Annotated in this window: 28 protein-coding genes; 19 read left to right on the forward strand and 9 right to left on the reverse strand. The window is 64.6% G+C overall.

Annotation, left to right across the window (positions count from 1 at the left end):
* Nucleotides 1-150: 150 nt before the first annotated feature.
* From J2T47_RS04180 to trpC, 13 genes are all read left to right on the forward strand, one after another.
* A complete protein-coding gene (locus tag J2T47_RS04180) occupies nucleotides 151-1,311 on the forward strand; it encodes a phage tail sheath subtilisin-like domain-containing protein (protein ID WP_253442637.1) in 1,161 nt (386 codons plus the stop codon).
* Nucleotides 1,312-1,323: 12 nt separating this feature from the next.
* Nucleotides 1,324-1,827: a phage major tail tube protein gene (locus J2T47_RS04185; protein WP_017517328.1), complete on the forward strand. Its 504-nt coding sequence runs from the start codon at nucleotides 1,324-1,326 to the stop codon at nucleotides 1,825-1,827.
* Nucleotides 1,828-1,838: 11 nt separating this feature from the next.
* On the forward strand, nucleotides 1,839-2,180 hold the full coding sequence (locus J2T47_RS04190; protein WP_253442639.1) for a phage tail assembly protein: 342 nt from the start codon (nucleotides 1,839-1,841) through the stop codon (nucleotides 2,178-2,180).
* 183 nt (nucleotides 2,181-2,363) lie between these two features.
* A complete protein-coding gene (locus J2T47_RS04195) occupies nucleotides 2,364-4,430 on the forward strand; it encodes a hypothetical protein (protein ID WP_253442641.1) in 2,067 nt (688 codons plus the stop codon).
* A 27-nt stretch (nucleotides 4,431-4,457) separates the two neighbouring features.
* Nucleotides 4,458-5,309, forward strand: coding sequence for a phage tail protein (locus J2T47_RS04200; protein WP_253442643.1), 852 nt, complete (start codon nucleotides 4,458-4,460; stop codon nucleotides 5,307-5,309).
* Nucleotides 5,278-5,490, forward strand: a complete 213-nt coding sequence (locus J2T47_RS04205; RefSeq protein WP_253442644.1) for a tail protein X — start codon at nucleotides 5,278-5,280, stop codon at nucleotides 5,488-5,490. Before J2T47_RS04200 ends, J2T47_RS04205 begins: the two co-directional genes overlap by 32 nt.
* A gap of 56 nt (nucleotides 5,491-5,546) precedes the next feature.
* Nucleotides 5,547-6,551 (forward strand): phage late control D family protein, encoded by a 1,005-nt coding sequence (locus tag J2T47_RS04210; RefSeq protein ID WP_253442647.1) that lies wholly within the window; start codon nucleotides 5,547-5,549, stop codon nucleotides 6,549-6,551.
* A 1-nt stretch (nucleotide 6,552) separates the two neighbouring features.
* Nucleotides 6,553-7,182 (forward strand): glycoside hydrolase family 19 protein, encoded by a 630-nt coding sequence (locus J2T47_RS04215; protein ID WP_253442649.1) that lies wholly within the window; start codon nucleotides 6,553-6,555, stop codon nucleotides 7,180-7,182.
* On the forward strand, nucleotides 7,179-7,535 hold the full coding sequence (locus J2T47_RS04220) for a hypothetical protein (RefSeq protein ID WP_253442651.1): 357 nt from the start codon (nucleotides 7,179-7,181) through the stop codon (nucleotides 7,533-7,535). The genes J2T47_RS04215 and J2T47_RS04220 overlap by 4 nt, the downstream gene beginning before the upstream one ends.
* On the forward strand, nucleotides 7,532-7,783 hold the full coding sequence (locus tag J2T47_RS04225; RefSeq protein WP_253442653.1) for a hypothetical protein: 252 nt from the start codon (nucleotides 7,532-7,534) through the stop codon (nucleotides 7,781-7,783). Before J2T47_RS04220 ends, J2T47_RS04225 begins: the two co-directional genes overlap by 4 nt.
* Nucleotides 7,784-8,100: 317 nt before the next feature.
* Nucleotides 8,101-8,697 carry an aminodeoxychorismate/anthranilate synthase component II gene (locus J2T47_RS04230; protein ID WP_253442655.1) on the forward strand — a complete coding sequence of 199 codons (597 nt, stop codon included), beginning with the start codon at nucleotides 8,101-8,103 and terminating at the stop codon, nucleotides 8,695-8,697.
* Nucleotides 8,694-9,743 carry an anthranilate phosphoribosyltransferase gene (trpD, locus tag J2T47_RS04235; protein WP_045212631.1) on the forward strand — a complete coding sequence of 350 codons (1,050 nt, stop codon included), beginning with the start codon at nucleotides 8,694-8,696 and terminating at the stop codon, nucleotides 9,741-9,743. Before J2T47_RS04230 ends, trpD begins: the two co-directional genes overlap by 4 nt.
* Complete coding sequence (trpC, locus tag J2T47_RS04240) at nucleotides 9,740-10,576, forward strand: indole-3-glycerol phosphate synthase TrpC (protein ID WP_253442657.1); 837 nt, start codon at nucleotides 9,740-9,742, stop codon at nucleotides 10,574-10,576. Before trpD ends, trpC begins: the two co-directional genes overlap by 4 nt.
* A gap of 60 nt (nucleotides 10,577-10,636) precedes the next feature.
* Here the strand turns inward: trpC and crp are convergent, their stop codons facing one another.
* Nucleotides 10,637-11,284, reverse strand: coding sequence for a cAMP-activated global transcriptional regulator CRP (gene crp, locus J2T47_RS04245; RefSeq protein WP_017517340.1), 648 nt, complete (start codon nucleotides 11,282-11,284; stop codon nucleotides 10,637-10,639).
* 376 nt (nucleotides 11,285-11,660) lie between these two features.
* On the opposite strand from crp, the gene J2T47_RS04250 reads away from it, so the two are divergent.
* The gene (locus tag J2T47_RS04250; protein WP_015475289.1) at nucleotides 11,661-12,083 is read left to right on the forward strand and encodes an OsmC family protein; all 423 of its coding nucleotides are present in this window, start codon (nucleotides 11,661-11,663) and stop codon (nucleotides 12,081-12,083) included.
* A 226-nt stretch (nucleotides 12,084-12,309) separates the two neighbouring features.
* Entirely contained in the window at nucleotides 12,310-13,104 is a 795-nt protein-coding gene (speD, locus tag J2T47_RS04255) for an adenosylmethionine decarboxylase (protein WP_138525630.1), read from the forward strand.
* A gap of 176 nt (nucleotides 13,105-13,280) precedes the next feature.
* Here speD and coq7 read toward each other — a convergent pair whose 3' ends face one another.
* The 6 genes from coq7 to hemJ all read right to left on the reverse strand — a co-directional run bounded on the left by coq7 (nucleotide 13,281) and on the right by hemJ (nucleotide 17,916).
* A complete protein-coding gene (gene coq7, locus J2T47_RS04260) occupies nucleotides 13,281-13,928 on the reverse strand; it encodes a 2-polyprenyl-3-methyl-6-methoxy-1,4-benzoquinone monooxygenase (protein WP_253442659.1) in 648 nt (215 codons plus the stop codon).
* Nucleotides 13,929-14,030: 102 nt separating this feature from the next.
* Nucleotides 14,031-14,369, reverse strand: coding sequence for a histidine triad nucleotide-binding protein (locus J2T47_RS04265; protein ID WP_253442661.1), 339 nt, complete (start codon nucleotides 14,367-14,369; stop codon nucleotides 14,031-14,033).
* Between the two features lie 82 nt (nucleotides 14,370-14,451).
* Nucleotides 14,452-15,240, reverse strand: coding sequence for an SDR family NAD(P)-dependent oxidoreductase (locus tag J2T47_RS04270; RefSeq protein WP_253442663.1), 789 nt, complete (start codon nucleotides 15,238-15,240; stop codon nucleotides 14,452-14,454).
* A gap of 55 nt (nucleotides 15,241-15,295) precedes the next feature.
* On the reverse strand, nucleotides 15,296-16,396 hold the full coding sequence (locus tag J2T47_RS04275; RefSeq protein WP_253442665.1) for a DUF805 domain-containing protein: 1,101 nt from the start codon (nucleotides 16,394-16,396) through the stop codon (nucleotides 15,296-15,298).
* A gap of 105 nt (nucleotides 16,397-16,501) precedes the next feature.
* Nucleotides 16,502-17,470, reverse strand: a complete 969-nt coding sequence (locus tag J2T47_RS04280; RefSeq protein WP_081520751.1) for an NAD(P)H-dependent flavin oxidoreductase — start codon at nucleotides 17,468-17,470, stop codon at nucleotides 16,502-16,504.
* Between the two features lie 20 nt (nucleotides 17,471-17,490).
* Complete coding sequence (gene hemJ, locus J2T47_RS04285) at nucleotides 17,491-17,916, reverse strand: protoporphyrinogen oxidase HemJ (RefSeq protein ID WP_253442667.1); 426 nt, start codon at nucleotides 17,914-17,916, stop codon at nucleotides 17,491-17,493.
* 241 nt (nucleotides 17,917-18,157) lie between these two features.
* Between hemJ and J2T47_RS04290 the strand changes: the two genes are divergently transcribed.
* The 3 genes from J2T47_RS04290 (at nucleotide 18,158) to erpA (ending at nucleotide 21,039) form a co-directional block, all read left to right on the forward strand.
* The gene (locus J2T47_RS04290; protein ID WP_253442725.1) at nucleotides 18,158-19,429 is read left to right on the forward strand and encodes a chloride channel protein; all 1,272 of its coding nucleotides are present in this window, start codon (nucleotides 18,158-18,160) and stop codon (nucleotides 19,427-19,429) included.
* An 89-nt stretch (nucleotides 19,430-19,518) separates the two neighbouring features.
* Nucleotides 19,519-20,553, forward strand: a complete 1,035-nt coding sequence (gene argC / locus J2T47_RS04295; protein WP_253442669.1) for an N-acetyl-gamma-glutamyl-phosphate reductase — start codon at nucleotides 19,519-19,521, stop codon at nucleotides 20,551-20,553.
* 135 nt (nucleotides 20,554-20,688) lie between these two features.
* On the forward strand, nucleotides 20,689-21,039 hold the full coding sequence (gene erpA / locus J2T47_RS04300) for an iron-sulfur cluster insertion protein ErpA (RefSeq protein WP_045212604.1): 351 nt from the start codon (nucleotides 20,689-20,691) through the stop codon (nucleotides 21,037-21,039).
* A gap of 57 nt (nucleotides 21,040-21,096) precedes the next feature.
* On the opposite strand, the gene J2T47_RS04305 is transcribed toward erpA, so the two are convergent.
* Nucleotides 21,097-22,188: an anhydro-N-acetylmuramic acid kinase gene (locus J2T47_RS04305; protein ID WP_253442671.1), complete on the reverse strand. Its 1,092-nt coding sequence runs from the start codon at nucleotides 22,186-22,188 to the stop codon at nucleotides 21,097-21,099.
* A gap of 3 nt (nucleotides 22,189-22,191) precedes the next feature.
* Nucleotides 22,192-23,637 carry a peptidoglycan DD-metalloendopeptidase family protein gene (locus J2T47_RS04310; protein ID WP_253442673.1) on the reverse strand — a complete coding sequence of 482 codons (1,446 nt, stop codon included), beginning with the start codon at nucleotides 23,635-23,637 and terminating at the stop codon, nucleotides 22,192-22,194.
* Between the two features lie 182 nt (nucleotides 23,638-23,819).
* On the opposite strand from J2T47_RS04310, the gene tyrS reads away from it, so the two are divergent.
* Nucleotides 23,820-25,019 (forward strand): tyrosine--tRNA ligase, encoded by a 1,200-nt coding sequence (gene tyrS / locus J2T47_RS04315; protein ID WP_253442675.1) that lies wholly within the window; start codon nucleotides 23,820-23,822, stop codon nucleotides 25,017-25,019.
* Nucleotides 25,020-25,143: the final 124 nt, after the last annotated feature.

Raw genomic sequence — 25,143 nt, forward strand, 5'->3', positions numbered from 1 at the left:
ACATTTTGTTCCATGAGTCAGTCTGCACTGGCCTTACGACAGGGCCAGTTCGAAAAGGACTCTTCACATCAGCAGGATGTCGTTTCGATCTGCTGAATGTCCCAAAGCCAACCGCCTCCCGGCGGTTTTTTTATGTCTGGAGAATACCCTATGAGCTTCTTTCACGGCGTCACCGTGACCAATGTCGACGTTGGTGCGCGCACCCTTGCGCTGCCGTCGTCCTCGATCATCGGCCTGGTGGATACCTTCACCCCCGAGGCCAAGCTGACCGCGCAGGCCGATGTGCCGGTGCTGCTCACCAGCCTGCGTGAGGCCGCTGCCGCGTTCGGTACTGCGTCGGCGATCTACAAGTCCTGCACCGCCATCTTCACCCAGTCCGCCGCGGTGGTCGTGGCGGTGGGCGTGGCCAAGGTCGAGGATGCCGCACAGCTGACTTCCGCGATCATCGGCAGCGTCACCGAAGCCGGCCAGCGTACCGGCCTGCAGGCGCTGCTCGATGGCAAGTCGCGCTTCAACGCCCAGCCACGCCTGCTGATCGCGCCGGAGCATTCCGCCACCCAGGCGGTGGCCACCGCCATGGGCGCGCTGGCCGAGAAGCTGCGCGCCATCGCCATCGTCGACGGTCCGAACACCACCGACGAGGCGGCCATCGCCTATGCCGGCGAGTTCGGCAGCAAGCGCATCTACCTGGTCGACCCGGGCGTGCAGTACTGGGATACCACCAGCAGCGCCACCGTCGACGCACCGGCGTCTGCCAACGCTGCCGCGCTGTTCGCCTGGACCGACAGCCAGTACGGCTTCTGGTCCTCGCCGTCGAACAAGGAACTGCTCGGCATCACCGGCACCGGCCGGCCCATCGAGTTCCTCGATGGCGACGAGACCTGCCGCGCCAACCTGCTCAACAACGCCAACATCACCACCATCATCCGCGATGACGGCTACCGCCTGTGGGGCAACCGCACCCTCTCCAGCGACGCCAAGTGGGCCTTCGTGACCCGCGTGCGGACCATGGACATGGTGATGGACGCGATCCTCGCCGGGCACAAGTGGGCGGTCGACCGCGGCATCACCCGGACCTACGTGAAGGACGTCACCGAGGGCCTGCAGGCCTTCATGCGCGACCTGAAGAATCAGGGCGCGGTGATCGACTTCGAGGTCTATGCCGACCCGGAACTCAACACCGCCAGCCAGCTGGCCCAGGGCAAGGTGTACTGGAACATCCGCTTCACCGACGTACCGCCTGCCGAGAACCCCAACTTCCGCGTCGAGGTGACCGACCAGTGGCTCACCGAAGTTCTGGACGCAGCTTAAGGAGAACCCCAGATGATTCCGCAGATCCTCACCAACACCAACCTCTTCGTCGACGGCGTGAGCTTTGCCGGCGACGTGCCCTCCCTGACCCTGCCGGCCCTCAAGGTGAAGACCCAGGAGTACCGCGCCGGCGGCATGGACGCACCGATCCTGCTCGACATGGGCCTGGAGGCCATGGAGGCCAAGTTCACCACCAACGGCGCGCGCCGTGAAGCCATGAAGTTCTTCGGCCTGAGTGACCAGGGCTCCTTCAACGGCACTTTCCGTGGTTCCTTCAAGACCCAGAAGGGCGGCACCGTGCCGGTGGTCGCCACCGTGCGCGGCCTGCTCAAGGAAGTCGATCCGGGCGAGTGGAAGGCCAATGAGCTGGCCGCCTGCACCTACAGCGTGGCCGTCACCTACTACAAGCTGGAAATCGAAGGTCGCGAGATGTTCGAGATCGACCCGGTCAATTCCGTGCGCAAGATCAACGGTGTCGATCAGCTCGCCGCGCTGCGCGCTGACCTGGGCGCGTGAGGAGAACCCTGATGCAAGACTCCGTCAAACAGCTTGCGTGGCTGAGCCTGTCCGAAGACGCGGCAGTGGTGAAGTTGTCCCGCCCGACCTCCTGCAACGGCGTCGAGGTGGATGCCCTCACTCTGCGCGCGCCGACGGTGCGCGACATCCGCCAGGCCAGCAAGGTGGCCAGCGACGACCAGGAGCGCGAACTGCAGCTGTTCGCCTCGCTGGCCCAGGTCAGCCGCCAGGACCTGGAGGGGCTCAAGCTCAGCGACTACCAGCGCCTGCAGCACGCCTACTTTCGCCTGGTGCGCGAGGACGCGGATGAGCTTCGCGCTGATGCGCCAGCTGGCGCGGCGGCTGGCGACTGAGTCGGGCTTCACGGCCGGCGAACTGGAGCGCATGACCCTCGGCGACCTGCGTTGGTGGCTGGGGGACTAGGCGGGCTGGTTCGCCCTGGAAGTGGGCGCCTGAACCGGCGCCCCTTTTTTCGTCAGAGGGGCGAGTGATGAACGATGAATGAATCAACTGATAGGGTGCCGACCGTGGGCGGAGTGCTCGACACTTCCCTCGGCCAGGCACTCGCCGATGCGACGGCACGCCTGCGCAGCCTCGAGTTTCTCGGCACCTGGAGTGTCGCCCTGGAGGGCCTGCGCGATGAGTCGCGGCTTATCCGCGACACCCTAGGCCGACAGCTGCAGGTGCTGGAGCGGGGCGCCGGAGAGGTGCGTTCCGGCCTGCAACGAATCATCGGCCTGCTGGGGAATCCGGCGGCCATGCGCGGCGACGCACCCGCGCACCAGGGCGGTTGGCAGCGGGGTGAATCCGCGCTGCCTTCCAGTGGCGTTGTCGGCACCATGTTCCGCAGCCTGCAATTCAACGGAAAGGTGCAGGAGTTGGCGGCGCGCGGTGGCTTGTCTACCGAGCAGAGCGAGCGCGACCTTGCGCGCAACGTGCGACAGGTGGCCAATGACAGCGGGCTGTCGAGTGACGATGTGCTCGACCTGATCCGGCTGATGATGAACCAGGGTATGGACCTGAAGACCTCCCTGGCCTTTCTCCCGGATGCCGCAACCTTTTCCTATGGGCAAGGCGTGCCGCTGGAGCGCACCGCCGAATTGACCCAGCGTCTCCACGAGGTCGGTGGCGTGACCGGCGCCGGCGACATGCGGACGCAGTACGCCTCCCTGGCGCAGCGCCACGACCAGGGGGACGGGGCGGTCGAGTTGCTTGCCCGTCGCCTTTCGAGACAGTTGTACGAGCGCGATCCCTCGGATGCGCAGGGCAATCGCGAGTGGGTACAACAGCAGCAGGTCGAGGGCGCAAGGACTGAAGCGGGACGGTGGCTGCGGGACGATGCGAATGCACGCATGGGCACCCGCCAGGGGCAAAGCGAGTCCCTCGAGAGCGCCTGGCAACAGTTCTGGCGCAGTGTCAGCGACGCCAATCAGGACACCTTCCGCCCGTTGATCGGGCCCACTACGCAGGGGCTGGGTCAGGCCACCTTGTTCGTCGAGGAAAACCCCGGCCTGACCGCCGGACTGACTGCGCTGAGTGCGGTGGCAGGGGGGTTGAAGGTCCTGAGTGATGTTCGCGGGGTGTACAAGGATGTGACGGATATCGCCGGAGCGACGAGGTCGTGGGGCGGGCGCGTTCTGGGGCGCGGTGCGGACATCGCCGCAAGTGTCGGATCGACGATACGGCAGGGCGCGGGCCGGGCATACCAGGCCGTTGGCAGCATGGCTGGCGCCGCCTGGCAGCGGACCGTCAATTGGGGCAGTCGCGTCGGTACCTGGGCAGGCAATGCCGTGACCGGTGTTCGTCAGGGCGCCGGATCGCGCGCTGCTGCCCTGGGCGGTGTGGCGAAAGATGCCTGGCAAGGTGTCTCCCGCTGGACGGGGGCAGCCAGTCAAAAAGCCGGTGCCTATCTGGGGACCGCGTGGAGTGCTGCAGGTCGTGGGCTAGGTATAGCTGGCGAATGGTTGAACAGCGCGATGCGCAGTGGAGTCGGCCGTGCGGTGGGCCGGCGGGCACTCATGGCCGTCGGGCCTTCCATCACGGCCTACAAAACCTACACCGGCAATGGCTCGGCCCAGGACAAAGCCAAGGGCTACGGAGAGGCGGCGGGCTCTCTGGTCGGGGGGCTTGCCGGGGCTGAGGCTGGAGTCTTGGCCGGCGCGGCCGTTGGATCCCTGGTTCCGATTGTCGGAACGGTAGCGGGAGCCCTCGTTGGCGGGATGGTGGGCGGGGCGGTGGGCGCCTGGGGTGGTGGAGAGGTCGGCAAGTCGCTGGGTGGCGGGCTGCATCGAATGTTCAGCAACGATTCGGACGAAGGCGATTCGACTTCGGCAATGGCATTGGACCTCGGCAATGCCGCTTCACGCGATACGAGCTTCACAGACGGATCGCGGCCTTCTCCCACTGCATCTGCACCGGCCGCTCCTCTGGCGCCGACGTCCGGAACCTGGACCTTCTCGCCGCAGATCAGCATCAACGTGGCCGGCAACGTCAGCGACCCGGATCAGCTGGCCAATGAGCTGCTGCCGCGCTTGCGTCGGCTACTGGCGGATTTCTCCGAGGATCGGCAACGCGATGCGCTGTTCGACCCGGTCGTGGTTTAAGGAGCTGATATGGCGTATTGGGAGCAGATGCAGAACGGCCTGTCGCAGTTGGCCCGGGCAGCCGAGGATGGCCGCCGTGACCTGGACGAGGTGATCGCGCCGGTCAACGGCGCCGTCAGCGAAATCCGTGGCGCGGCGGCCGAACTGGAGGGCTTGCCAGGTGTTTCGCCGGAGATGGCGGGCAAGGTGCAGCGCGCGATGCAGGGCATCGAGCGCGCGCAGGTCAAGGTCAACAAGGTGGTCAACACCTACAACAGCGCGACGCGTGCCTTGAAGGGCATCGATGAGCGCATGCAGGGGTTGGGCGAACAGGTGGACCGGGCCAGGAAAGCGGTGGACAAGGTCATCGGCAAGGTCGGGGATTCGCTGGGTTCGATACTGCCCAGCTCGGTACTGACGCCCCAGCTGTCGCCCGGTGATTTCATCTGCGCGATTCCCCAGCCGCACCTGCTGGTCATGAACGTAGTGGGTTCGCAGACGCAGTTCTTTTTCAACATCGACACGATGCCCTTCGAGTCGGCGACTCGCACCAGCCAGCTCACCTGGAAGGACCAGGCGCGGCTGGGGCGTCGGGGCGCCCTGCAATACGTCGGCGTTGGTACGGAGACGCTCTTGCTGAAAGCGACGCTCATGCCGGCCCTGTCACGGGTATCGGGTAAGCGCGTGGGATGGACGATTCCGAACCAGCTGCGCGAAATCGCCTTGAGCGGCAAGCCGGTGAGCCTGATCAGCGGCTACGGGGATCCCCTGGGGACCTGGTGCCTGATCAAGGTCAGCGAGACGCAGAGCGCTCTGCTCAGCAATGGCACTCCGCGCAATCAAACCTTCGAACTGGAGTTCAATCGCTATGGCGACGACAGCGATCTATCGCAGCAGTAATGGCGACGTGCTGGACCAGCTCTGCTATCAGCGCTATGGCCATCTCAAGGGCTGCGTGGAGGCGGTGTTCGATGCCAACCCGGGCCTGGCCGACGAGCCACAACCGTTGCGCGCCGGCGTGCTGATCCGCATGCCCGAGCTGGCAGCGCCGGACAATCCGCAGGTTCGCCTGTGGGATTGATCGGCATGTTCCATCCCGGCCCCGTGCAAGCGGGGCCTTTTTATTTCGGGTGACCCATGAAACCTGTCTTCCGCATCGTCGCCGATGGGCGCGACATCACTGCACAGGTCAACGACCGCGTGCTCGAGCTGGAAGTGACCGATAAGCACGGCCTGGAATCGGACACGCTTTCGCTCACGCTCGACGACCGCGCCGGTACCGTCGCATTGCCCCGGCGAGGCGCAGAGCTGGCGCTGTACCTGGGCTACGAAGAAACGGGCGTAGCTCCGATGGGCCGCTACAAGGTCGACACCCTCACCTTCAGCGGCGCGCCGGACACGCTGGTGATCAAGGCCAAGTCCGCTGACTCGCGCAACGTGGCGAAATCCATCCGCAGCGACAGTTGGGAGAACCTGACGCTGGCGCAGATCGTCGAGCGCATCGCCGGACGCAATGGTTGGAAAGCCCAGTGCGAGGTGCAGACACGGATTGTCCGCGCGGACCAGATCAACGAGTCCGACTATCACTTCATTACCCGCCTGGCGCGGCAGTACGACTGCACGGCAAAGATCGCCGACCTGAAGCTGCTGGTCATGCCGCGACAGGGTGGCCGCAGCGCGACGGGGCAGCCGCTGGACTCGGTGTTGCTCCAGCGTGGGGACGTCAGCTCCTTCAGCTTCACCCTGGATGACCGCAAGGTGGTCGCGCAGGTGAGCGTGCCTTTCCAGGGGGGCGACGGGATCTTGCGGAGCGTGAAGTTGGCCAATCCTGACGCGTCGAAGAAGGTGCTGGCCGAGTACGTCGAGCGCCATGTCCAGGCCAACGAAGCGGCGGCACAGCAGCTGGCCAGATCGCGCCTGGCGGACTTCAACCGGCAGACGGCCGGCGTACGCCTGCAGCTGCCCGGCCGCACCGATCTGTTCGCCGAGTGCCGGGTCGAGCTGAGTGGCTTCAAGGCAGGGGTCGATGGCGTGTACCTGGTCGATACCGTGACTCAGCACTATGACGCGAACGGCTGGTCCACCCGTGTGCTGTGCAATGGCGGCAACGATGGCAAGGCGTTGGCGGGGGAGGGCGGCTGACATGTTCATCGACGAACGCCAGCTCCTGCTGATCCTGCCCAACGCCCGCCCCGTAGCGGGCGTTTTTGTTCCGGTGCTGGACGCCGCCCTGCGCGACTTCGCCATCGACACGCCGGCAAGGACTGCCGCCTTCCTCGCCCAGGTCGGGCATGAGAGCGCGCAGCTGACCCGTTGCGTGGAGAGCCTGACCTATAGCGCCCAGCGACTGGCCGTCGTCTGGCCCCGGCGCTTTCGTAGCGCGGATGGATCGCCCACGGCGCTGGCGCGGGAGATCGCTTACCAGCCCGAGCGCATCGCCGACCTCGTGTACGCGGGACGCAATGGCAATGGCGACGAGGCGTCCGGCGATGGCTGGCGCTTTCGCGGGCGCGGTCTGCTGCAGGTCACCGGGCGGAGCAATTACCGGTCGGTAGGTGAGGGGCTCGAGCAGCCCTTCGTTGCCCGCCCGCAGTTGCTGGCGGAGCCGCGCTGGGCTTGCCGGTCCGCCGCCTGGTGGTGGCAGCGCAACGGCCTCAACGCGTTGGCCGACAGAGAGCGCTTCGAGGACATCACCTGGCGTATCAATGGCGGATTGAATGGCCTCGAAGAGCGTGCGCAACTTTGGCGCCGCGCGCGGGAGGTGCTGGGATGAACCGCTTCTGGCTGGCGCTGTGTCTGGTCGGTTTTCTATCGGGTGGCTTCGTCGGCGGCTGGCTGACGGCACGTTTCTACGCCGATCGGCTGGAGAGCCTGCGCCTGGAGCAGGCGCGCTGCAGCGATGCCGGCAAGGTGCTGGAGTCGAAGCTGGCGCTGCAGAGCGCTCAGGTCGAGGCATTGCAGCAGGCTGCCCGCCAGCGCGCCGCCTCCGCCGAGAGTGCTCTGGCCCGGGCGCGCGAGCAGGCGCACAGCCATGAGGTCGCTGCCGGTCGACTGCTGCTGGAACGCAGTGAGGGCGAGGAATGTGCGGTGGTGCGCCAGTTGATCGACCGGGAGCTGTTGCCATGAAATGGCTGCTGGCGATTCCCGTGCTGCTCCTGACGGGCTGCGCGGTGACTGTGCCGAAGCCCGTGGACGTGCGCATTCCCGTCCCGGTGCCGTGCCAGGCGCCGGCGGTCGAAACCCCGCGATTCGCTACCGCCGACCTGCGCCCGGCGGACGACCTGCAAACCAAGGTGCGCGCGCTGTTGGCCGAGCGGCAACAGCGCCTGGCCTACGAAACCCGCCTGCGTGCCGCCCTCGACGGGTGCCGCTGAACTTTCCTACCTTCGTCGGCAGGGCCGCCGCGCGTATTGCGCTGGCGCCCGGCCTTGGGCTACTGTTCGGCCATCGCTAGGCGAGACCGCAACCGTGATCCACAGCACCCGCATCATCACCTCCCTCCTCAAGGCATTCGCCCGTTGGCGCTGGCGCGCCTGATTCCTTCTTTCCCGGCATAGCGCCGGTCTCTTCTTACGCGTCCATTCCTCCCATCCGCTGGCATAATTGCCAGATTCGCGCAGCCTACGAGGCCGCAACGGGTGTCGACGATGGCGCGATCCGAAAGCAGTGCAATCATGAGGTTCGAGCAGACATGCTGCTGATGATCGATAACTACGATTCCTTCACCTACAACCTGGTGCAGTACTTCGCCGAGTTGAAGGCCGACATCCACGTCATTCGCAATGACGAACTGAGCGTCGACGAGATCGCCGCACTCAATCCCGAACGCATCGTCCTGTCCCCCGGCCCGTGCACGCCGAACGAGGCGGGCGTGTCCCTGGAAGTCATCGAGCGCTTCGCCGGCAAGCTGCCGCTGCTGGGCGTGTGCCTGGGCCACCAGTCCATCGGCCAGGCGTTCGGCGGTGACGTGGTGCGTGCCCGCCAGGTCATGCACGGCAAGGTCAGCCCGGTGTTCCACAAGGACCTGGGCGTATTCGCCGGCCTGAACAATCCGCTGACCCAGACCCGTTACCACTCCCTGGTGGTGAAGCGCGAGACACTGCCCGAGTGCCTGGAAGTCACCGCCTGGACGGCGCTGGAAGACGGCTCGGTCGACGAGATCATGGGCCTGCGCCACAAGACGCTGAACGTCGAGGGCGTGCAGTTCCACCCCGAGTCGATCCTTTCCGAACAGGGCCACGAGATGCTGGCCAACTTCCTCAAGCAGACCGGCGGGGTGCGCGCATGAACATCAAGGAAGCCCTCGGCCGCGTGGTCAACCAGCTGGACCTGACCACCGAGGAAATGCAGGACGTCATGCGCGAGATCATGACCGGTCAGTGCACCGACGCGCAGATCGGCGCCTTCCTCATGGGCATGCGCATGAAGAGCGAGACCATCGACGAGATCGTCGGCGCCGTGGCAGTGATGCGCGAGCTGGCCGACCAGGTCGAGCTCGACAGCCTCAAGCACGTGGTCGATGTGGTCGGCACCGGTGGCGACGGCGCGAACATCTTCAACGTGTCCTCGGCGGCGGCCTTCGTGGTCGCCGCGGCGGGCGGCAAGGTCGCCAAGCACGGAAACCGTGCGGTCTCCGGCAAGAGCGGCAGCGCCGACCTGCTGGAAGCCGCCGGCATCTACCTGGACCTGAAACCGGTCCAGGTGAAGCGTTGCATCGAGACCGTGGGCGTCGGCTTCATGTTCGCCCAGGTCCACCACAAGGCCATGAAGCACGCTGCCGGCCCGCGCCGCGAGCTGGGCTTGCGTACGTTGTTCAACATGCTCGGCCCGCTGACCAACCCGGCGGGCGTGAAGCACCAGGTAGTCGGCGTGTTCAGCCAGGCGCTGTGCCGCCCGCTGGCCGAGGTGCTCAAGCGCCTGGGCAGCGAGCACATCCTGGTGGTGCATTCCCGTGATGGTCTGGACGAGTTCAGCCTCGCCGCACCGACCCACGTCGCCGAACTGAAGGACGGCGTGGTCACCGAATACGAAGTGCAGCCCGAGGACTTCGGCATCAAGAGCCAGAGCCTGATCGGCCTGACCGTGGACAGCCCGCAGCAGTCGCTGGAGCTGATCCGTGACGCCCTCGGCCGGCGCAAGACCGAGGCCGGGCAGAAGGCCGCCGAGCTGATCGTGCTCAACGCCGGCGCCGCGCTTTACGCCGCGGACCTGGCCACCAGCCTGCACGAAGGCATGCAACTGGCCCACGACGCCCTGCACACCGGGCTGGCGCGGGAGAAAATGGAAGAGCTGGCGGCCTTCACCGCCGTTTACCGAGAGGAGAACGCACAGTGAGTGTGCCGACGGTTCTGCAGAAGATCCTGGCCCGCAAGGCCGAAGAAGTCGCCGAACGCCGCGCCCGTGTCAGCTTTGCTGAGGTGGAGCAACTGGCGCGTGCGGCGGACGCCCCTCGTGGTTTCGCCAACGCCCTGCTGGACCGCGCCAAGCGTCGCGAGGCCGCGGTGATTGCCGAGGTGAAGAAGGCCTCGCCGAGCAAGGGCATCCTGCGCGAGAACTTCGACCCGGCCGATATCGCCCGCAGCTACGAAGAGGGCGGCGCGGCCTGCCTCTCGGTGCTGACCGACATCGACTTCTTCCTCGGCAGCGACGCCTACCTGAAGGAAGCCCGCGCGGCCTGCTCGCTGCCGGTGATCCGCAAGGATTTTCTGATCGATCCGTACCAGGTGGTGGAAGCTCGCGCCATCGGTGCCGACTGCATCCTGCTGATCGTCTCGGCGCTGGATGACGTGCGCATGGCCGAACTGGCCTCGGTGGCCAAGGATGTCGGCCTTGACGTGCTGGTGGAAGTGCACGATGCCCCGGAGCTGGAGCGCGCGCTGAAGACCCTGGACACCCCGCTGGTCGGTATCAACAACCGCAACCTGCACACCTTCGAGGTGAGCCTGGAGACCACCCTCGACCTGCTGCCGGAAATCCCGCGCGAGCGCATGGTGATCACCGAGAGCGGCATCCTCAACCGCGCCGATGTCGAGCTGATGGAAGTCAGCGACGTGTTCGGCTTCCTGGTCGGCGAAGCCTTCATGCGCGCCGACGAGCCGGGTACCGAGCTCAAGCGCCTGTTCTTCCCCGAGCGCAGCAAGGTCAAGCTGGGCGCCGATCCGGACTGACGCTTTCTGCGGACACAAAAAAGCCGGCGATTGCCGGCTTTTTTGCTTTCTGGCGAATCTTCAGCGGGTGCCGAAGACCACCATGGTCTTGCCTTTCACGTGCACCAGGCCCTGCTCTTCCAGGCTCTTGAGCACGCGGCCGACCATCTCGCGGGAGCAGCCGACGATGCGGCCGATTTCCTGGCGGGTGATCTTGATCTGCATGCCGTCCGGGTGGGTCATGGCGTCCGGCTGCTGGCAGAGGTCCAGCAGGGTGCGTGCGACGCGGCCGGTGACATCGAGGAAGGCCAGGTCGCCGACCTTGCGTGTGGTCTTGCGCAGGCGGTCCGCCATCTGGCTGCCCAGGGTCAGGAGAATCTCCGGGTCCTGCTGGCTCAGTTCGCGGAACTTCGCGTAGCTGATCTCGGCAACTTCGCATTCGGTCTTGGCGCGGATCCAGGCGCTTCGCTCCTGGCCAGTGCTGCCTTCCTTCTCGAAGAGCCCCATCTCGCCGAAGAAGTCGCCCGTGTTGAGGTATCCGATGATCATCTCGCGGCCATCGTCATCCTCGATCAGGACGGTTACCGACCCCTTGATGATGAAGAACAGGCTCTCGCAGCGGTCACCGGCGTAGATGATGGTGCTCTTGGCGGTGAAGCGGCGGCGATGACAGTGCGCGAGCAACTTGTCGAGGTTCTTGATTTTGGGTGTGAGGGTAATAGCTACCATGCCCGAGTCCCGGAAAGTAGAAAGAGTGGCCTTTGCACAACAGGCGCTAATGATTTTTTATGTTCAGCTGAAGTGCCGTGCGTCCCTGGCGCGATCCCCCTCGATCCCCAGGGCGGCATGATTGCCTAGCTGAGCAGTCTTGCATGTACGTAAATCAGCAAGAGCTTAACAGACGACGTGTTACCAGCAATCGGAAGTCTGGAACGTTCGTGTAGGCAATTTCCGAGAGTGTGCCAGTAAACCGGCGCCAGCTTAAGTGATAAATGCATACTTGCCGTGTGGAAATGAGACCTGGGTAACAGCCATCGCTCCCACTGGGCGTGCTAGGGGCCTGTGATAAGCTGTCGCCCCTTTTTTTCCGGCGGAGTTCCTTGCAATGAAAGCGCGAATCCAGTGGGCGGGCGAGGCGATGTTCCTCGGTGAATCCGGCAGCGGCCACGTCGTGGTGATGGACGGTCCGCCGGATGCCGGTGGTCGCAACCTGGGCGTGCGCCCCATGGAAATGCTCCTGCTCGGCCTGGGCGGCTGCACCAATTTCGACGTGGTCAGCATCCTGAAGAAGGGCCGCCAGCCGGTGGAAAGCTGCGAGGCCTTCCTCGAGGCCGAGCGCGCCGACGAAGACCCGAAGGTGTTCACCAAGATCCACGTGCATTTCGTGGTCAAGGGGCGCGGCCTGAAGGAAGCCCAGGTGAAGCGCGCGGTGGAACTTTCCGCCGAGAAATACTGCTCCGCCTCGATCATGCTCGGCCGCGCCGGCGTCGAGATCACCCACGACTACGAGATCGTGGAACTGGGCTGACAGCCCCCTTCATCCTTTCATCATCAAGGGTGCGCAAACTCTGGCAGAGGTCGCCTGACCTCTGCATAATGCGCCACCTTTTTTCAGGGCCATCCGGTCCGAAACCAAGCAACCACAATCGCCATCGCGAAGAGGTGTAAACCGTCCTACGCAGGTGCCGCCGTACGCATCTGACGGGCATGCTCAACCACGCGGCAGAGCCGCATTTGATGAGAGTTATCCCACGGTGAAAAGCAAACTCAAGCTCCACGGGTTCAACAACCTGACGAAGACCTTGAGCTTCAACATCTATGACATCTGCTATGCCGAGACGCCTGAAGACCAGCAGGCCTACGTGCAGTACATCGACGAAGAGTACGATGCCGAACGTCTCACGCAGATCCTCACCGATGTTGTCGACATCATTGGCGCAAACATCCTGAACATCGCCCGTCAGGATTACGATCCGCAAGGCGCCAGCGTGACCATCCTGATCTCCGAGCAGCCGGTCACTCCGACCGACAGCCAGATCGAGGAATCCCCGGGGCCGCTACCGGAAACCATCCTGGCGCACCTCGACAAGAGCCATATCACCGTGCACACCTATCCGGAGATCCATCCGGTGGAAGGCATTGCGACCTTCCGGGTGGACATCGATGTGTCGACCTGCGGTGTCATCTCGCCGCTGAAAGCGCTCAACTACCTCATCCACCAGTTCGATTCGGACATCGTCACCGTGGATTACCGCGTGCGTGGCTTCACCCGCGACGTGGAAGGCAAGAAGCACTTCATCGACCACGAGATCAACTCGATCCAGAACTATCTTTCCGACGACACGTACGAGGCCTATCAGATGACCGACGTGAACGTGTACCAGGAGAACCTGTTCCACACCAAGATGCTGCTCAAGGAGTTCGACCTGGACAACTACCTGTTCGGTGACGCGACCCGCAACCTGTCGCCCGAGCAGCGCAAGCAGGTGGAAGAGCGCGTACGGCACGAGATGCTGGAGATCTTCTACGCGCGTAACATGCCGCGCTGATCGAGCTGCTGCGCTGGGAGATACGGCGTTGAAAAGCCGAGCTGAAATGCTCATTTGCTGCAGCAAACTCCGCTTTCATCCCGACTTTTCGCCTTGTCTCTCCTGCGCTCGTAACGCTCGATAGTAGAAACGAAAAAGGGGCGCCCACTGGGCGCCCCTTTTCTTTGCCGGCCGGATCAGATCCGGTAGGTGGACCGGGTCATCACCTTGGACAGCAGTGTCATGCCGAACTTCACCGGCGCCGGGAAGCGCAGGCCGCCGGCCTCGATGGCGCTGGTGGCGTGGTGTGCTTCGTCCTGGCGCATCTGTTCGAGGATGGCGCGGGACTTCTGGTCCTCGGCGGGGATTTCCGCCAGGTGCTCGTCCAGGTGCTTGCATACCTGGTCCTCGGTGGCCGCGACGAAGCCCAGGCTGACGCGGTCGCTGATCAGCCCGGCGGCGGCGCCAACGCCGAAGGACAGGCCGTAGAAGATCGGGTTGAGCACGCTGGGGCGGCTACCCAGCTCGCGGATGCGCTGTTCGCACCAGGCGAGGTGGTCGACTTCCTCGTCGGCTGCTTCTTCCATGGCCTTGCGCACCTTCGGCAGCTTGGCGGTCAGTGCCTGGCCCTGATAGAGCGCCTGGGCGCAGACCTCGCCGGTATGGTTGATGCGCATCAGCCCGGCCACGTGGCGGGCATCGGTGTCGCTGAGCTCGGCATCGGGCTGGACGATGGCGGGGGACGGGCGTCCCGGGTGACCGCTGAAGGGCAGCAGGGTGCGCAGCGCGGCATCGGCCTGCAGCAGGAAGCGGTCGGTGGGGGAGTAGTGACGGTCGGCGGACATGGCGCACCTCCGAGTAGGAACATTCGCCCGGCAGTTTACCGGATGGCGGATGACAGGTCTTGCCGAGGTGCGCGCAGCTTCTTCTGCCCGATCAACTGAGGATCAGCCCGGTGGCCAGTGCATCTGGCGCTGACCCAGTACGTGCATGTGGATGTGGTGCACGGTCTGGCCGCCCAGGTCGTTGCAGTTCATCACCACGCGGAAACCCTCGTCACAGCCCTGCTCCTTCGCCAGGCGCTGGGCGGTGAACAGGATGTGACCGGCCAGTGGCTTGTCCGCCTCGGTCAGGTCGTTGAGGGTGGAAACGTGTTTCTTCGGGATCACCAGGAAATGTACCGGCGCCTGCGGGCCGATGTCGTGGAAGGCGATGACCTGATCATCTTCATAGAGTTTTTTCGCGGGGATATGCCCGGCGACGATCTTGCAGAACAGGCAGTCCACGAAATAATCCTCCGGCCAGGCCGAGTAGAAAAGGGCAGGGAAGGAGTTTAGCGCCCGCGCGGCGGCTGCGCCCAGTACTGGTTCAGCCCGCCAGCGCCTGGCGGTTGATGCGCCCGGCCAGCTTGCGCATGGCCCAACGCGGCAGCAGACGCACGCCACAGGCGAACAGGCGGTTGCGCCAGCCAGGAATGATCAGCGCGGGCGCGCGACGCAGTGCTTTCACGGCCAGGAAGGCCACTTCCTCGGGCGTCATGACGCGTTTGCCGTCGTCGAGCTTGCCCAGGCGCATGTCGGCATTGCGGTAGAAGGCTGTGCGGGTCGGCCCCGGACAGAGCACCGAGACCTTGATGCCTCGCCCTTTGAGTTCCTCGCGCAGACCTTCGGAGAAATGCAGCACGAACGCCTTGCTGGCGTAGTAGCTGCTCATCCACGGACCGGGCAGCAGGCTGGCCATGGAGGCGACGTTGAGAATCCGTCCGCCGCCGGTGCGCTCCATCATCGCGCCGATGCCGTGGCACAGGCGCGCCAGGGCCAGGACGTTGAGCTCCAGCAATTCCTGCTCGCGGGACCAGTCCTGGTCGATGAAGGCACCGGAGGTGCCGACGCCGGCATTGTTCACCAGCAGCTCGATCTGCCTTCCGCTCTGCTCCAACTCGTGCAGCAGGCCGGAGATCTGCAGCGGTTCGGACAGGTCGCAGACGCGGAACAGCACCTCCACCCCGAAACGCTGAGACAGCTCGCAGGCGGCGCTGTCCAGGGCATCGCGCTGGCGCGCCACCAGGATCAGTGCCTGGCCACGGCGGGCGAGGGCTTCGGCCAGCGCCAGGCCGATACCGCTGGAGGCGCCGGTGATGAGGGCAAAACGAGGCATTCAGGAGTCTCTGTGACGGGGTGGCGTTCGACCACGCCCGCCACGGGTTGTTGCATTACTGATCCGAGTCGCCGCCTTCGGTGTCGCCACTGCTGAAGTCGCTGTCGGAAGGCTCCGCGGTGGCCGCCGGATCGGCAGCTTCGTCGCCTTGCTGGTGCTGCGAGGCCTGCGCCGCCTGGGCGCGTTCGAGGTAGCTCTGGTAGGCCGGGATCGCGATGGCGGCGAGGATACCGCCAAACACCGGGAACAGCAGCCAGGAGAAGGCCAGGACCTTGACGCCGGTGCTGTTGGGCGGTGGCGGCGGGCCGAAGCGGTTGGCGCTCTGTTCGCCGGGCATGAACAGCATCAGCAGGCTGAGGACGGCGTTGACGAAGGGTACCAGCAGGGCCAGCCAGAGCCAGCCGGACCAGCCCAGGTCATGCAGGCGCTGTACGCCGATGGGGACGCTGAAGACCAGGGCGGCGATGACTACTGCGGCGATGGCGGCCACGCCCAGGGGCATCGAGACGGCCATCAGCAGGCTGGCGACCAGGTAGGCGCCGAAGACGATGAAGGACAGCGCGGCGGACCAGCCGAGGTAGCGCACCCGGCCGATCCGGCCGGACAGGCTGCGGACTTTCAGTTCGCCGAATTCCGGCAGGTCGTCGCCGACCTTCGCCTGGGGCGGCGCATAGGGTGAGGCCGGCGCGCTCGGAGCCGTGGCTGCCACGGTGGGCACCGGGTTGGCTGCCAGTTCGGCCTGACGTGCCAGGTACTTCTCGATGACGATGCCGCAGGCGCTGCACTCGATGGCGCTGGCCTGCTCATGGCCGCACTTGGGGCAGGTCATCTGCTCGTTGCTGTTACTTTCGCCGGCGGCGCGGGCTGCCAGGGTCGCTTCGCTGGGATGGTCGTCGGTTTCCACCAGGCTGAAGCCGGCAATGCCTTCGGCTTCCTTGCGGGCGTTGGCACCGGCGCCGTGGAGGGCTCGCAGGTACTTGTCGGCTTCATCGCCGGAGAGGTCGCGCTTGAGCACGACAGGCTGGCCGCTGAACAGCGCCTCGATCTTCGCGGCGTCGCTCTTGAACAGGCGGGCGAGATTTTCCTTGGCGGTTTCCAGGGGGGTCTGCGGCATCAGCGCACCGTCGAACACGATCTTGAAGCGGGATTGATCCATCGGGGCATCCTTGTCTTCTGGCTATGTTGGAATCGCTACAGCGTAATCGGGCCGCCAGGGGCCAACAAGCGGCCCCGGCGGATATATCGTGAGCGGTGCCGCAGCTCAGACCAGCAGCTGGTTGGACAGGCCGGCGCTGCGGGTCAGGGCCTGGCGGTACTCGTGGTCGAGTCGCGCGATCAGCTCGCCCACTGCGGGCAGGTCGCGGATATCGCCGACACCCTGGCCGGCGGACCACACGGTCTTCCAGGCCTTGGCCTCGTCGCTGACCGGCTTGAGCTTCTCGCCGTAGTCGAGTGCGCCCTTGTCGTTCAGCCGCTGCATGTCGAAGCCGGCGGCCTCGAGGCTCTGGCGCATGAAGCTGGCCGGCACGCCGGAGACGGCGGGGGTGTGGATGATGTCGGCGGCGCGGGCGTTGAGCAGCATGTGCTTGTAGTCCTCGGAAGCGGCGCTCTCGCGGGTGGCGATGAAGCGGGTGCCGAGGTAGGCGAGGTCGGCGCCCAGTACCTGGGCGGCGAGGATCTCGTGGCCGTGGTTGATGCAGCCGGCCAGCAACAGAGTCTTGTCGAAGAACTGACGGATCTCGGCGACCAGCGCGAAGGGGCTCCAGGTGCCGGCGTGGCCGCCGGCGCCGGCGGCCACGGCGATCAGACCATCGACACCGGCCTCCGCCGCCTTCTCGGCATGGCGGCGGGTAGTGACGTCATGGAACACCAGACCGCCGTAGCTGTGCACTGCATCCACCACCTCGCGCACCGCGCCCAGGCTGGTGATGACGATGGGTACCTTGTGCTCGACGCAGAGCTTCAGGTCTTCCTGCAGGCGCGGGTTGGTGTTGTGGACGATCAGGTTCACCGCATAGGGCGCGGCCTGCGGGTCGGCGGCCAGCCCGGCCTCGATCTCTTCCAGCCAGGCCTTGAAACCGCTGCTCTCGCGCTGGTTCAGTGCCGGGAAGCTGCCGACGATGCCGCTCTTGCAGCAGGCCAGTACCAGTTGCGGGTTGGAGACCAGGAACATCGGTGCCGCCACCAGGGGAATGCGCAGGCGGCGGTCGAGCAGGGCGGGCAGGGACATGACAGTCTCCTTGTCGGGGGTCAGAAGGGTTTGACGACCACCAGGATCACGATGGCGATCAGGAACAGCACCGGCACTTCGTTGAACCAGCGGTAGAACACATGGCTGCGGCCATTCTCGCCGCGGGCGAAGCGTTTGAGCATGGCCCCACAGGCGTGGTGGTAGCCGATCAGCAGGACCACCAGGGTCAGCTTGGCGTGCATCCAGCCCTGGGTCAGCCACGCCGGGTTGAGGTAGAGCATCCAGGCGCCGAGGACGAGGGTGAGGATCATCGACGGGCCCATGATGCCGCGGTACAGCTTGCGCTCCATGATGCAGAAGCGCTCGCGGCTGGCGGCGTCCTCGCTCATGGCGTGGTAGACGAACAGGCGCGGCAGATAGAAGAGGCCGGCGAACCAGCAGACCACGGCAATGATGTGAAAGGCTTTCAACCACAGGTAGAGCATCAGGACTTCCTCGGATCACGGTGAGCCGATAGTAGTGGCGCCGTGCAATGGCGTCATCCCTGCGTCTATTACACTGAGCTCTTCCGTCCGTGGCTGTTTGCCACGAGCGCCGCATGGCATCCGGAAGATGCCCGGCTTCGTGCCCATGTCAGAACCTACTCCGCCGGGGAGCTCCAGCGCGCCGACTGGTGACTCGTCCGCCCGTACCGTCCCCAGGCGTCCACTGGCGAGACATCCATTGCTGCGCCAGTGGCGACGCAACCTGGCCTTCTGGCTCGGTGCGTTGCTGGTAGGCCTGGTGGCGCTGGCCTTCGCTCATCTGGCGGACCTCGCCAGCGCAACCTTCCGCGGCGTGGTCGCGCACAGCCAGTGGTGGCCGTGGCTGCTTTGCCCGGTGGGCTTCGCCGGCCTGGTCTGGCTGACCCAGGGGGCGCTGAAGAACACCCGTGGCAGCGGCATTCCACAGGTCATCGTGGCGCTGGAACAGCGCAGCAGCCGCACCCGCAATGCCCTGCTGTCCGTGCGGATTGCCGTGGGCAAGCTGGCGATGACACTCCTGGCGCTGCTGGTAGGGGCCTCGGCCGGCCGCGAGGGCCCGACCGTGCATATCGGTGCGGCCCTGATGTATTCACTCGGCCGCCGCCTGGGGCTGTACGACAAGCGTACGGTGTCCGGCCTGATCATCGCTGGCGGAGCGGCGGGCATCGCGGCCGCCTTCAATACGCCACTGGGCGGGGTGGTCTTCGCCATCGAGGAGCTGAGCCGTACCTTCGAGCAACGCTTCAGCGGGCTGGTGCTCACCGCCGTCCTGCTCGGCGGGATGGTCACGCTCGGCCTGATGGGCAGCTACAGCTATTTTGGCCGTCTCTCGGAAAGCATGCCGCTGGGGCCGGCGTGGATCGCCGTGGTCGCCTGTGGCGTAATCGGTGGCTTGCTCGGCGGCCTCTATTGCCGCCTGGTGCTGCCAACCCAGCGTGGGCCACTCAGTTTCATCAGTCGCTGGCGCGGGCGCTGGCCGATCCGCTTCGCGGCGGTTTGCGGGCTGCTGCTGGCGCTGCTCGGGCTGCTGTCCGGGCAGCATGTGTTCGGTACCGGGTATGCCGAGACTCGATCGATCCTCGAGGGGCAGCCGGTCGTGGGGCAGGACTTCCTCCTGTGGAAGTTCATCGCCAACGTGATCTCCTTCATCGCCGGCATCCCCGGTGGGCTGTTCTCGCCCTCGCTGACCGTCGGTGCCAGCCTGGCGCCCTGGCTGACGCCGCTGATCCCCGGGGCCAGCCTGCCGGCGGTGGCGCTGCTGGGGATGTCCGCCTACCTGGCCGGGGTCACGCGGACGCCGCTTACCGCGACGGTGATCACCGTGGAGATGTCCCACAGTCCGGACATGCTGATCCCCATCCTCGCCGCCACGCTGCTGGCCAGTGGTGTATCGGCGCGCCTCAACCCGCTGCCGATCTATCACGCGCTCGCTCGTCAGATGCAGGAAACCCTGGCTCCGACCAAAAGCTCCTAAACCTGCGTGCATTCGCTCTGTTCAGCGGGGGCAGCGGCTCATATCATGACTGCCCCTGAATTTGGCCCCATAGGTGGAGTGACAGGCAGATGATCAAGGTCGGTATCGTAGGCGGTACGGGTTATACGGGCGTGGAACTGTTGCGCCTGCTGGCACAGCATCCCCAGGCTCGCGTCGAGGTGATTACCTCGCGTTCCGAGGAGGGCGTGAAAGTCGCCGACATGTACCCGAACCTGCGAGGCCACTACGACGGCCTGGCTTTCAGCGTGCCGGACGTGAAGCGCCTGGGCGAGTGCGACGTGGTGTTCTTTGCCACTCCGCACGGCGTGGCCCACGCGCTGGCCGGCGAACTGCTGGCGACCGGTACCCGGGTGATCGACCTGTCCGCGGATTTCCGCCTGCAGGACGCCGAAGAGTGGGCCAGGTGGTACGGCCAGCCCCACGGCGCGCCGGAACTGCTGCCCGAGGCCGTCTATGGCCTGCCGGAAGTGAATCGCGAGGCGATCAAGTCCGCGCGCCTGATCGCCGTTCCCGGCTGCTACCCGACCGCCACCCAGCTCGGCTTCATCCCGTTGCTGGAGAACGGTCTGGCCGATACCAGTCAGCTGATCGCCGACTGCAAGTCCGGCGTCAGTGGCGCTGGTCGTGGCGCCAAGGTCGGTTCGCTGTTCTGTGAAGCCGGTGAAAGCATGATGGCCTACTCGGTGAAAGGTCACCGTCACCTGCCGGAAATCAGCCAGGGCCTGCGTCGTGCGGCCAAGGGCGATGTCGGCCTGACCTTCGTTCCGCACCTGACCCCGATGATCCGCGGCATCCACGCGACCCTCTATGCGCGCGTCGCTGATCGTGCCGTCGACCTGCAGAAGCTGTTTGAAGAGCGCTACGCCAACGAGCCGTTCGTCGACGTGATGCCGGCTGGCAGTCACCCGGAAACCCGCAGTGTGCGCGGCGCCAACGTCTGCCGTATCGCGGTGCACCGTCCGCAGGGCGGCGACCTGGTGGTGATCCTGTCGGTCATCGACAACCTGGTGAAGGGTGCGTCCGGCCAGGCGATCCAGAACATGAACATCCTGTTCGGCCTGGACGAGCACCTGGGTCTGTCCAACGTCGCGCTGCTGCCGTAAGGAAAGACTGCCCCGGGAGGCGGTCAATTGATCTGGACCAATGGATGAGTCGGATTAGTTGACCGTTTTTCTGGGGTAAGCGGATAATGGTCCGCAATGTTGTAACGTACGGCCTCGGCCGGGAGAGTTTTCACCATGACCATCGAAACCTTCACCCCCACTCCGCTGATGTTCTCGCAAGGCGCTGCGAACAAGGTGAAGAACCTGATCGACGAAGAAGGTAATCCGCGCCTCAAGCTGCGGGTGTTCGTCACGGGCGGTGGCTGTTCGGGCTTCCAGTACGGGTTCACTTTCGATGAAGACACCGCGGACGACGACACCATCGTCGAGCGCGACGGCGTCAACCTCGTGGTCGATCCGATGAGCTTCCAATACCTTGCCGGTGCGGAAGTGGACTATCAGGAAGGCCTCGAAGGTTCGCGGTTCGTTATCAAGAACCCGAACGCAGCGACCACCTGCGGCTGCGGTCAGTCCTTCTCGATCTGACGCCTTAGAAACAAAAACGCCGCGCATCTGCGCGGCGTTTTTGTTTGTGCACCGGATTCAGGCGGGGTAGAGCGCGCCGAGAATACGAGAGCCTTTGGCGGCCGTGACTTCCGGGCAGTTGCCGGGCTCGCGTTCGAGGAAACGATGGGCCAGCCAGGCAAAGGCCATGGCCTCCATCCATTCCGGCGGTACACCGCGGTCGAGGCTGCTGATCACGCTGCTGCCAGGCATATGCGCGGCCAGTCGCCGCATCAGCGTTGCGTTGAAGGCGCCGCCGCCACAGACCACCACTTCCTCGCAGCCGGGCTGCGCGTCCAATAGTGCCGCAGCGATGCTTTGCGCAGTCAGTTCCAGCAGGGTTGCCTGCACGTCGTCGGCCTTCACGGGACCGTGGTCGGCCAGGACTGCGGTCAGCCAGTTCAGGTTGAAGCGCTCGCGTCCGGTGCTCTTCGGGCCTTTGGCGGCGAAGAAGTCATCGGCCAGCATCCTTTGTAGCAGTGCCTGGTCAACGCTGCCACTGGCGGCCCAGGCGCCGTCGCGGTCATAGGCTTCGCCGCGCTGCTCCTGAATCCAGGCATCGAGCAAGACGTTGCCGGGACCACAGTCGAATCCGCGAACCGGCTTGCCAGGGCTGAGTAGCGAGACGTTGCTGAAACCGCCCACGTTAAGGATGGCGCACTCGCGGCCATCGCTGCCGAACAGCGCGCGGTGGAAGGCGGGTACCAGCGGGGCGCCCTGGCCGCCGGCGGCTACGTCGCGGCGGCGGAAGTCGGCGACGACGTCGATGTCGGTCAGCTCGGCGAGCAGCGCCGGGTTGCCGATCTGCACGGTGAAGCCCAGATGCGGTTCGTGGCGAATGGTCTGGCCGTGGCTGCCGATGGCGCGAATGGCGCTGGCGCTCAGCTTCTCGCGGGTGAGGAGTTCATTGATGCCCTGGGCAGCCAGGCGTACCCAGCAGTTTTCCGCGAGCGCGGAGCGGGCGATTTCGTCAGGGCCGGAAGAACAGAGGGCCAGGAGATCGGCGCGCAGCGCCGCGGGCATGGGGAGGTAGTGGGAGGCGAGCAGAGTGGTCTGCTCGCCCTGCTCGATCAGGGCGATGTCCAGTCCGTCGAGACTGGTCCCGGACATCACCCCCAGATAGAGCGGCATGACTCAGCGCTTGTTCAGGGCCAGGAAGGTTGCCTTCTCCTGGTCCATGCGCGCGATCAGCGGTTGCGCCTGCGCCATGAAGCGCTTGCGCTCCGGACCGCTCAGCGGGTCTGCCGTCGGCAGCTTGGCGCTCAGCGGATCGACATGCTGGCCGTTGACCTGGAACTCGTAGTGCAGGTGCGGGCCAGTGGCGAGACCGGTCATGCCGACGTAGCCGATGATCTGGCCCTGCTTCACCGCCACGCCGGAGCGGATGCCCTTGGCGAAGCGGCTCATGTGGCCGTACACGGTGCGGTAGCGCTGGCCGTGCTGGATCACCACGGCGTTACCGTAGCCACCCTTGCGGCCGGCTTCGAGGATCTTGCCGTCGCCGGTCGCCTTGATCGGTGTACCGATAGGCGCCGCGTAGTCCACGCCCTTGTGTGCACGAATCTTGTTCAGGATCGGGTGGAAACGCCCAATAGAGAAGCGCGAGCTGATACGGGCGAAGTCCACCGGGGTGCGGATGAACGCCTTGCGCATGCTGCTGCCATCGGCGCGCAGGTAGCTGGTGCTGCCCTGTTTGCTGGTGTAGCGCACCGCAGTGTATTCCTTGCCGCGGTTGACGAAGCGCACCGCGAGGATGCTGCCGGTACCGACCTGCTTGCCCTGCACCTGCTGGGACTCGTAGATCACGTCGAACGAATCGCCTTCGCGAATATCCTGGGCGAAGTCGATGTCGTAGCCGAGGATGTTGGCCATCGACATAATCAGGTCGTGGGACAGCCCGGCGTTCTTGCCGGCGACGAACAGCGAGCTGTCGACGCGGCCGTGGGCATAGTTCGCGTGCACCGAGGGTTTGACCAGGTCGCGCTTGAAGTCGTAGCCCTTGGCGGACTTGGCCAGGCTGATGGTCTCGAGATCGCTGCGCTTGACCTTCAGGCCCTGCAGCTCGCCCTTGGCATCGATGAGGAAGTCCACGTCCTGGCCGATATCAAGACGGGTGAACTGCTTGGCGTCCTTGCTGGCGGCAAGCATGTCGTGCACGGCGTTCGCCGGCAGGCCGGCCTTCGCGAACACGTTGGAAAGGGTGTCGCCCTTGCCCACAGTCACGCTTTTCCAGGCAGGTTCTGCGGAAGCGGAGGGGGAGGGTTGCTGTGTCGAATCGGCGAGATCGTTGTTCTTTTCCGCGTCTTTTCCGGCGCTGTTCTGGTTGTCCGGCTGGCCTTCGATCTGTGCAAAAGGCGAAGAGCCGTCGTCTTCCGTGACCGCGTTGGGTCGAAGATCGTCTTTTTCCTGAAGGATCTGCTCGGTGCTGTTTTCCAGCTCGAGATTGAGCGTGGTCTTCTTCGCCTCGACCTCGGCCGAGGGGAACACCAGCAGAGCCAGGCTGAGGAGCGCTGCTACACCGCTTGCGGCCAGCAGATGGCTCTTCGGGTAGTACGGCGCTTTCTGATCGGATTGCGTCATGGCGTGAGTGGTGTTTTTGGAATGTGAAATAACTGCCTAAAATATAACCAAATTCCCTCTGAAGCAACCCTGATGTCGGGCTTCTGACGTCCTGTCTTCTGGCGCTGGGCAAAACTTGTTTTTAGTGCCTGTTCTTGTATCGTTGGTTCCCTTTCGCAATTCGCAACGTACAGGAACCTGCAATGAAGTCGGTCGAAGAGCAGCTGGCGCTGATCCAGCGCGGTGCAGACGAAATTCTCGTGGAGGCCGAGCTGATCGAAAAGCTCAAGCGCGGCCAACCCCTGCGTATCAAGGCCGGCTTCGACCCGACCGCTCCCGACCTGCACCTGGGACACACCGTCCTTATTAATAAGCTGCGTCAGTTCCAGGAACTGGGTCATCAGGTGATCTTCCTGATCGGTGATTTCACTGGGATGATCGGTGACCCCAGTGGGAAAAGTGTTACCCGCCCACCCCTTACCCGCGAGCAGGTTCTCGACAACGCCGAGACGTACAAGGCCCAGGTCTTCAAGATCCTCGATCCGGCGAAGACCGAGGTAGCCTTCAATTCCACCTGGATGGACCAGCTTTCCCCCGCTGATTTCATTCGTCTGGCTTCCCAGTACACCGTTGCTCGTATGCTGGAACGCGATGACTTCAGCAAACGCTATGCCAGCAATCAGTCCATCGCCATCCACGAGTTCCTTTATCCGCTGGTTCAGGGCTATGACTCGGTGGCGCTGCGCGCGGATGTCGAGCTCGGCGGTACCGATCAGAAGTTCAACCTGCTGATGGGGCGTGAGCTTCAGCGTGCCTATGAGCAGGAGCCGCAGTGCATTCTGACCATGCCGTTGCTCGAAGGTCTGGACGGTGTGAAGAAGATGTCCAAGTCCCTGGGCAACTACATCGGTATCCAGGAAGCGCCGGGCGTCATGTACAGCAAGCTGGTCTCCATCCCCGATACCCTGATGTGGCGATACTTCGAGCTACTGAGCTTCCGTTCCATGGAAGAGATCGAGGGCTTCAGAAAGGACGTCGAGGCTGGCGCCAATCCGCGTGACATCAAGATCAAGCTGGCGGAAGAAATCGTCGCCCGCTTCCATGGTGAAGAAGCTGCCGCTTCCGCGCACAAGTCCGCTGGCAACCGTCTTAAGGAAGGCGAGCTGCCGGAAGACCTGCCGGAGGTAGAAGTAGCGGCTGCGGAAGACCTGCCCATTGGTGCTGTCCTTAATAAGGCAGGCCTGGTGAAGAACTCCGCTGTGGCTCGCGATCTGCTGTCTTCCGGCGGCGTACGCGTGGACGGTGAGGTTGTGGATCGCAGCTTCGTCTTCAAGGTAGGTGCTATCCACGTCCTGCAGGCTGGCAAGAAGGCTTTCGCTCGCGTCTCCCTGGTCGCTGAATGAAGAAAGATTAAATTAGTCGTTGACGGCCGATTTAAACTCCCTATAATGCGCACCACTCCCAGCGACGAAGCGCTGAAAGAACTTGAAAATCAAGTACTTACAGAGATTCGAAGTTGAGGGTGGT

Origin of the sequence: Pseudomonas nitroreducens (assembly GCF_024170165.1) — a bacterium.
GTDB classification, from domain to species: Bacteria; Pseudomonadota; Gammaproteobacteria; order Pseudomonadales; family Pseudomonadaceae; genus Pseudomonas; species Pseudomonas nitroreducens_C.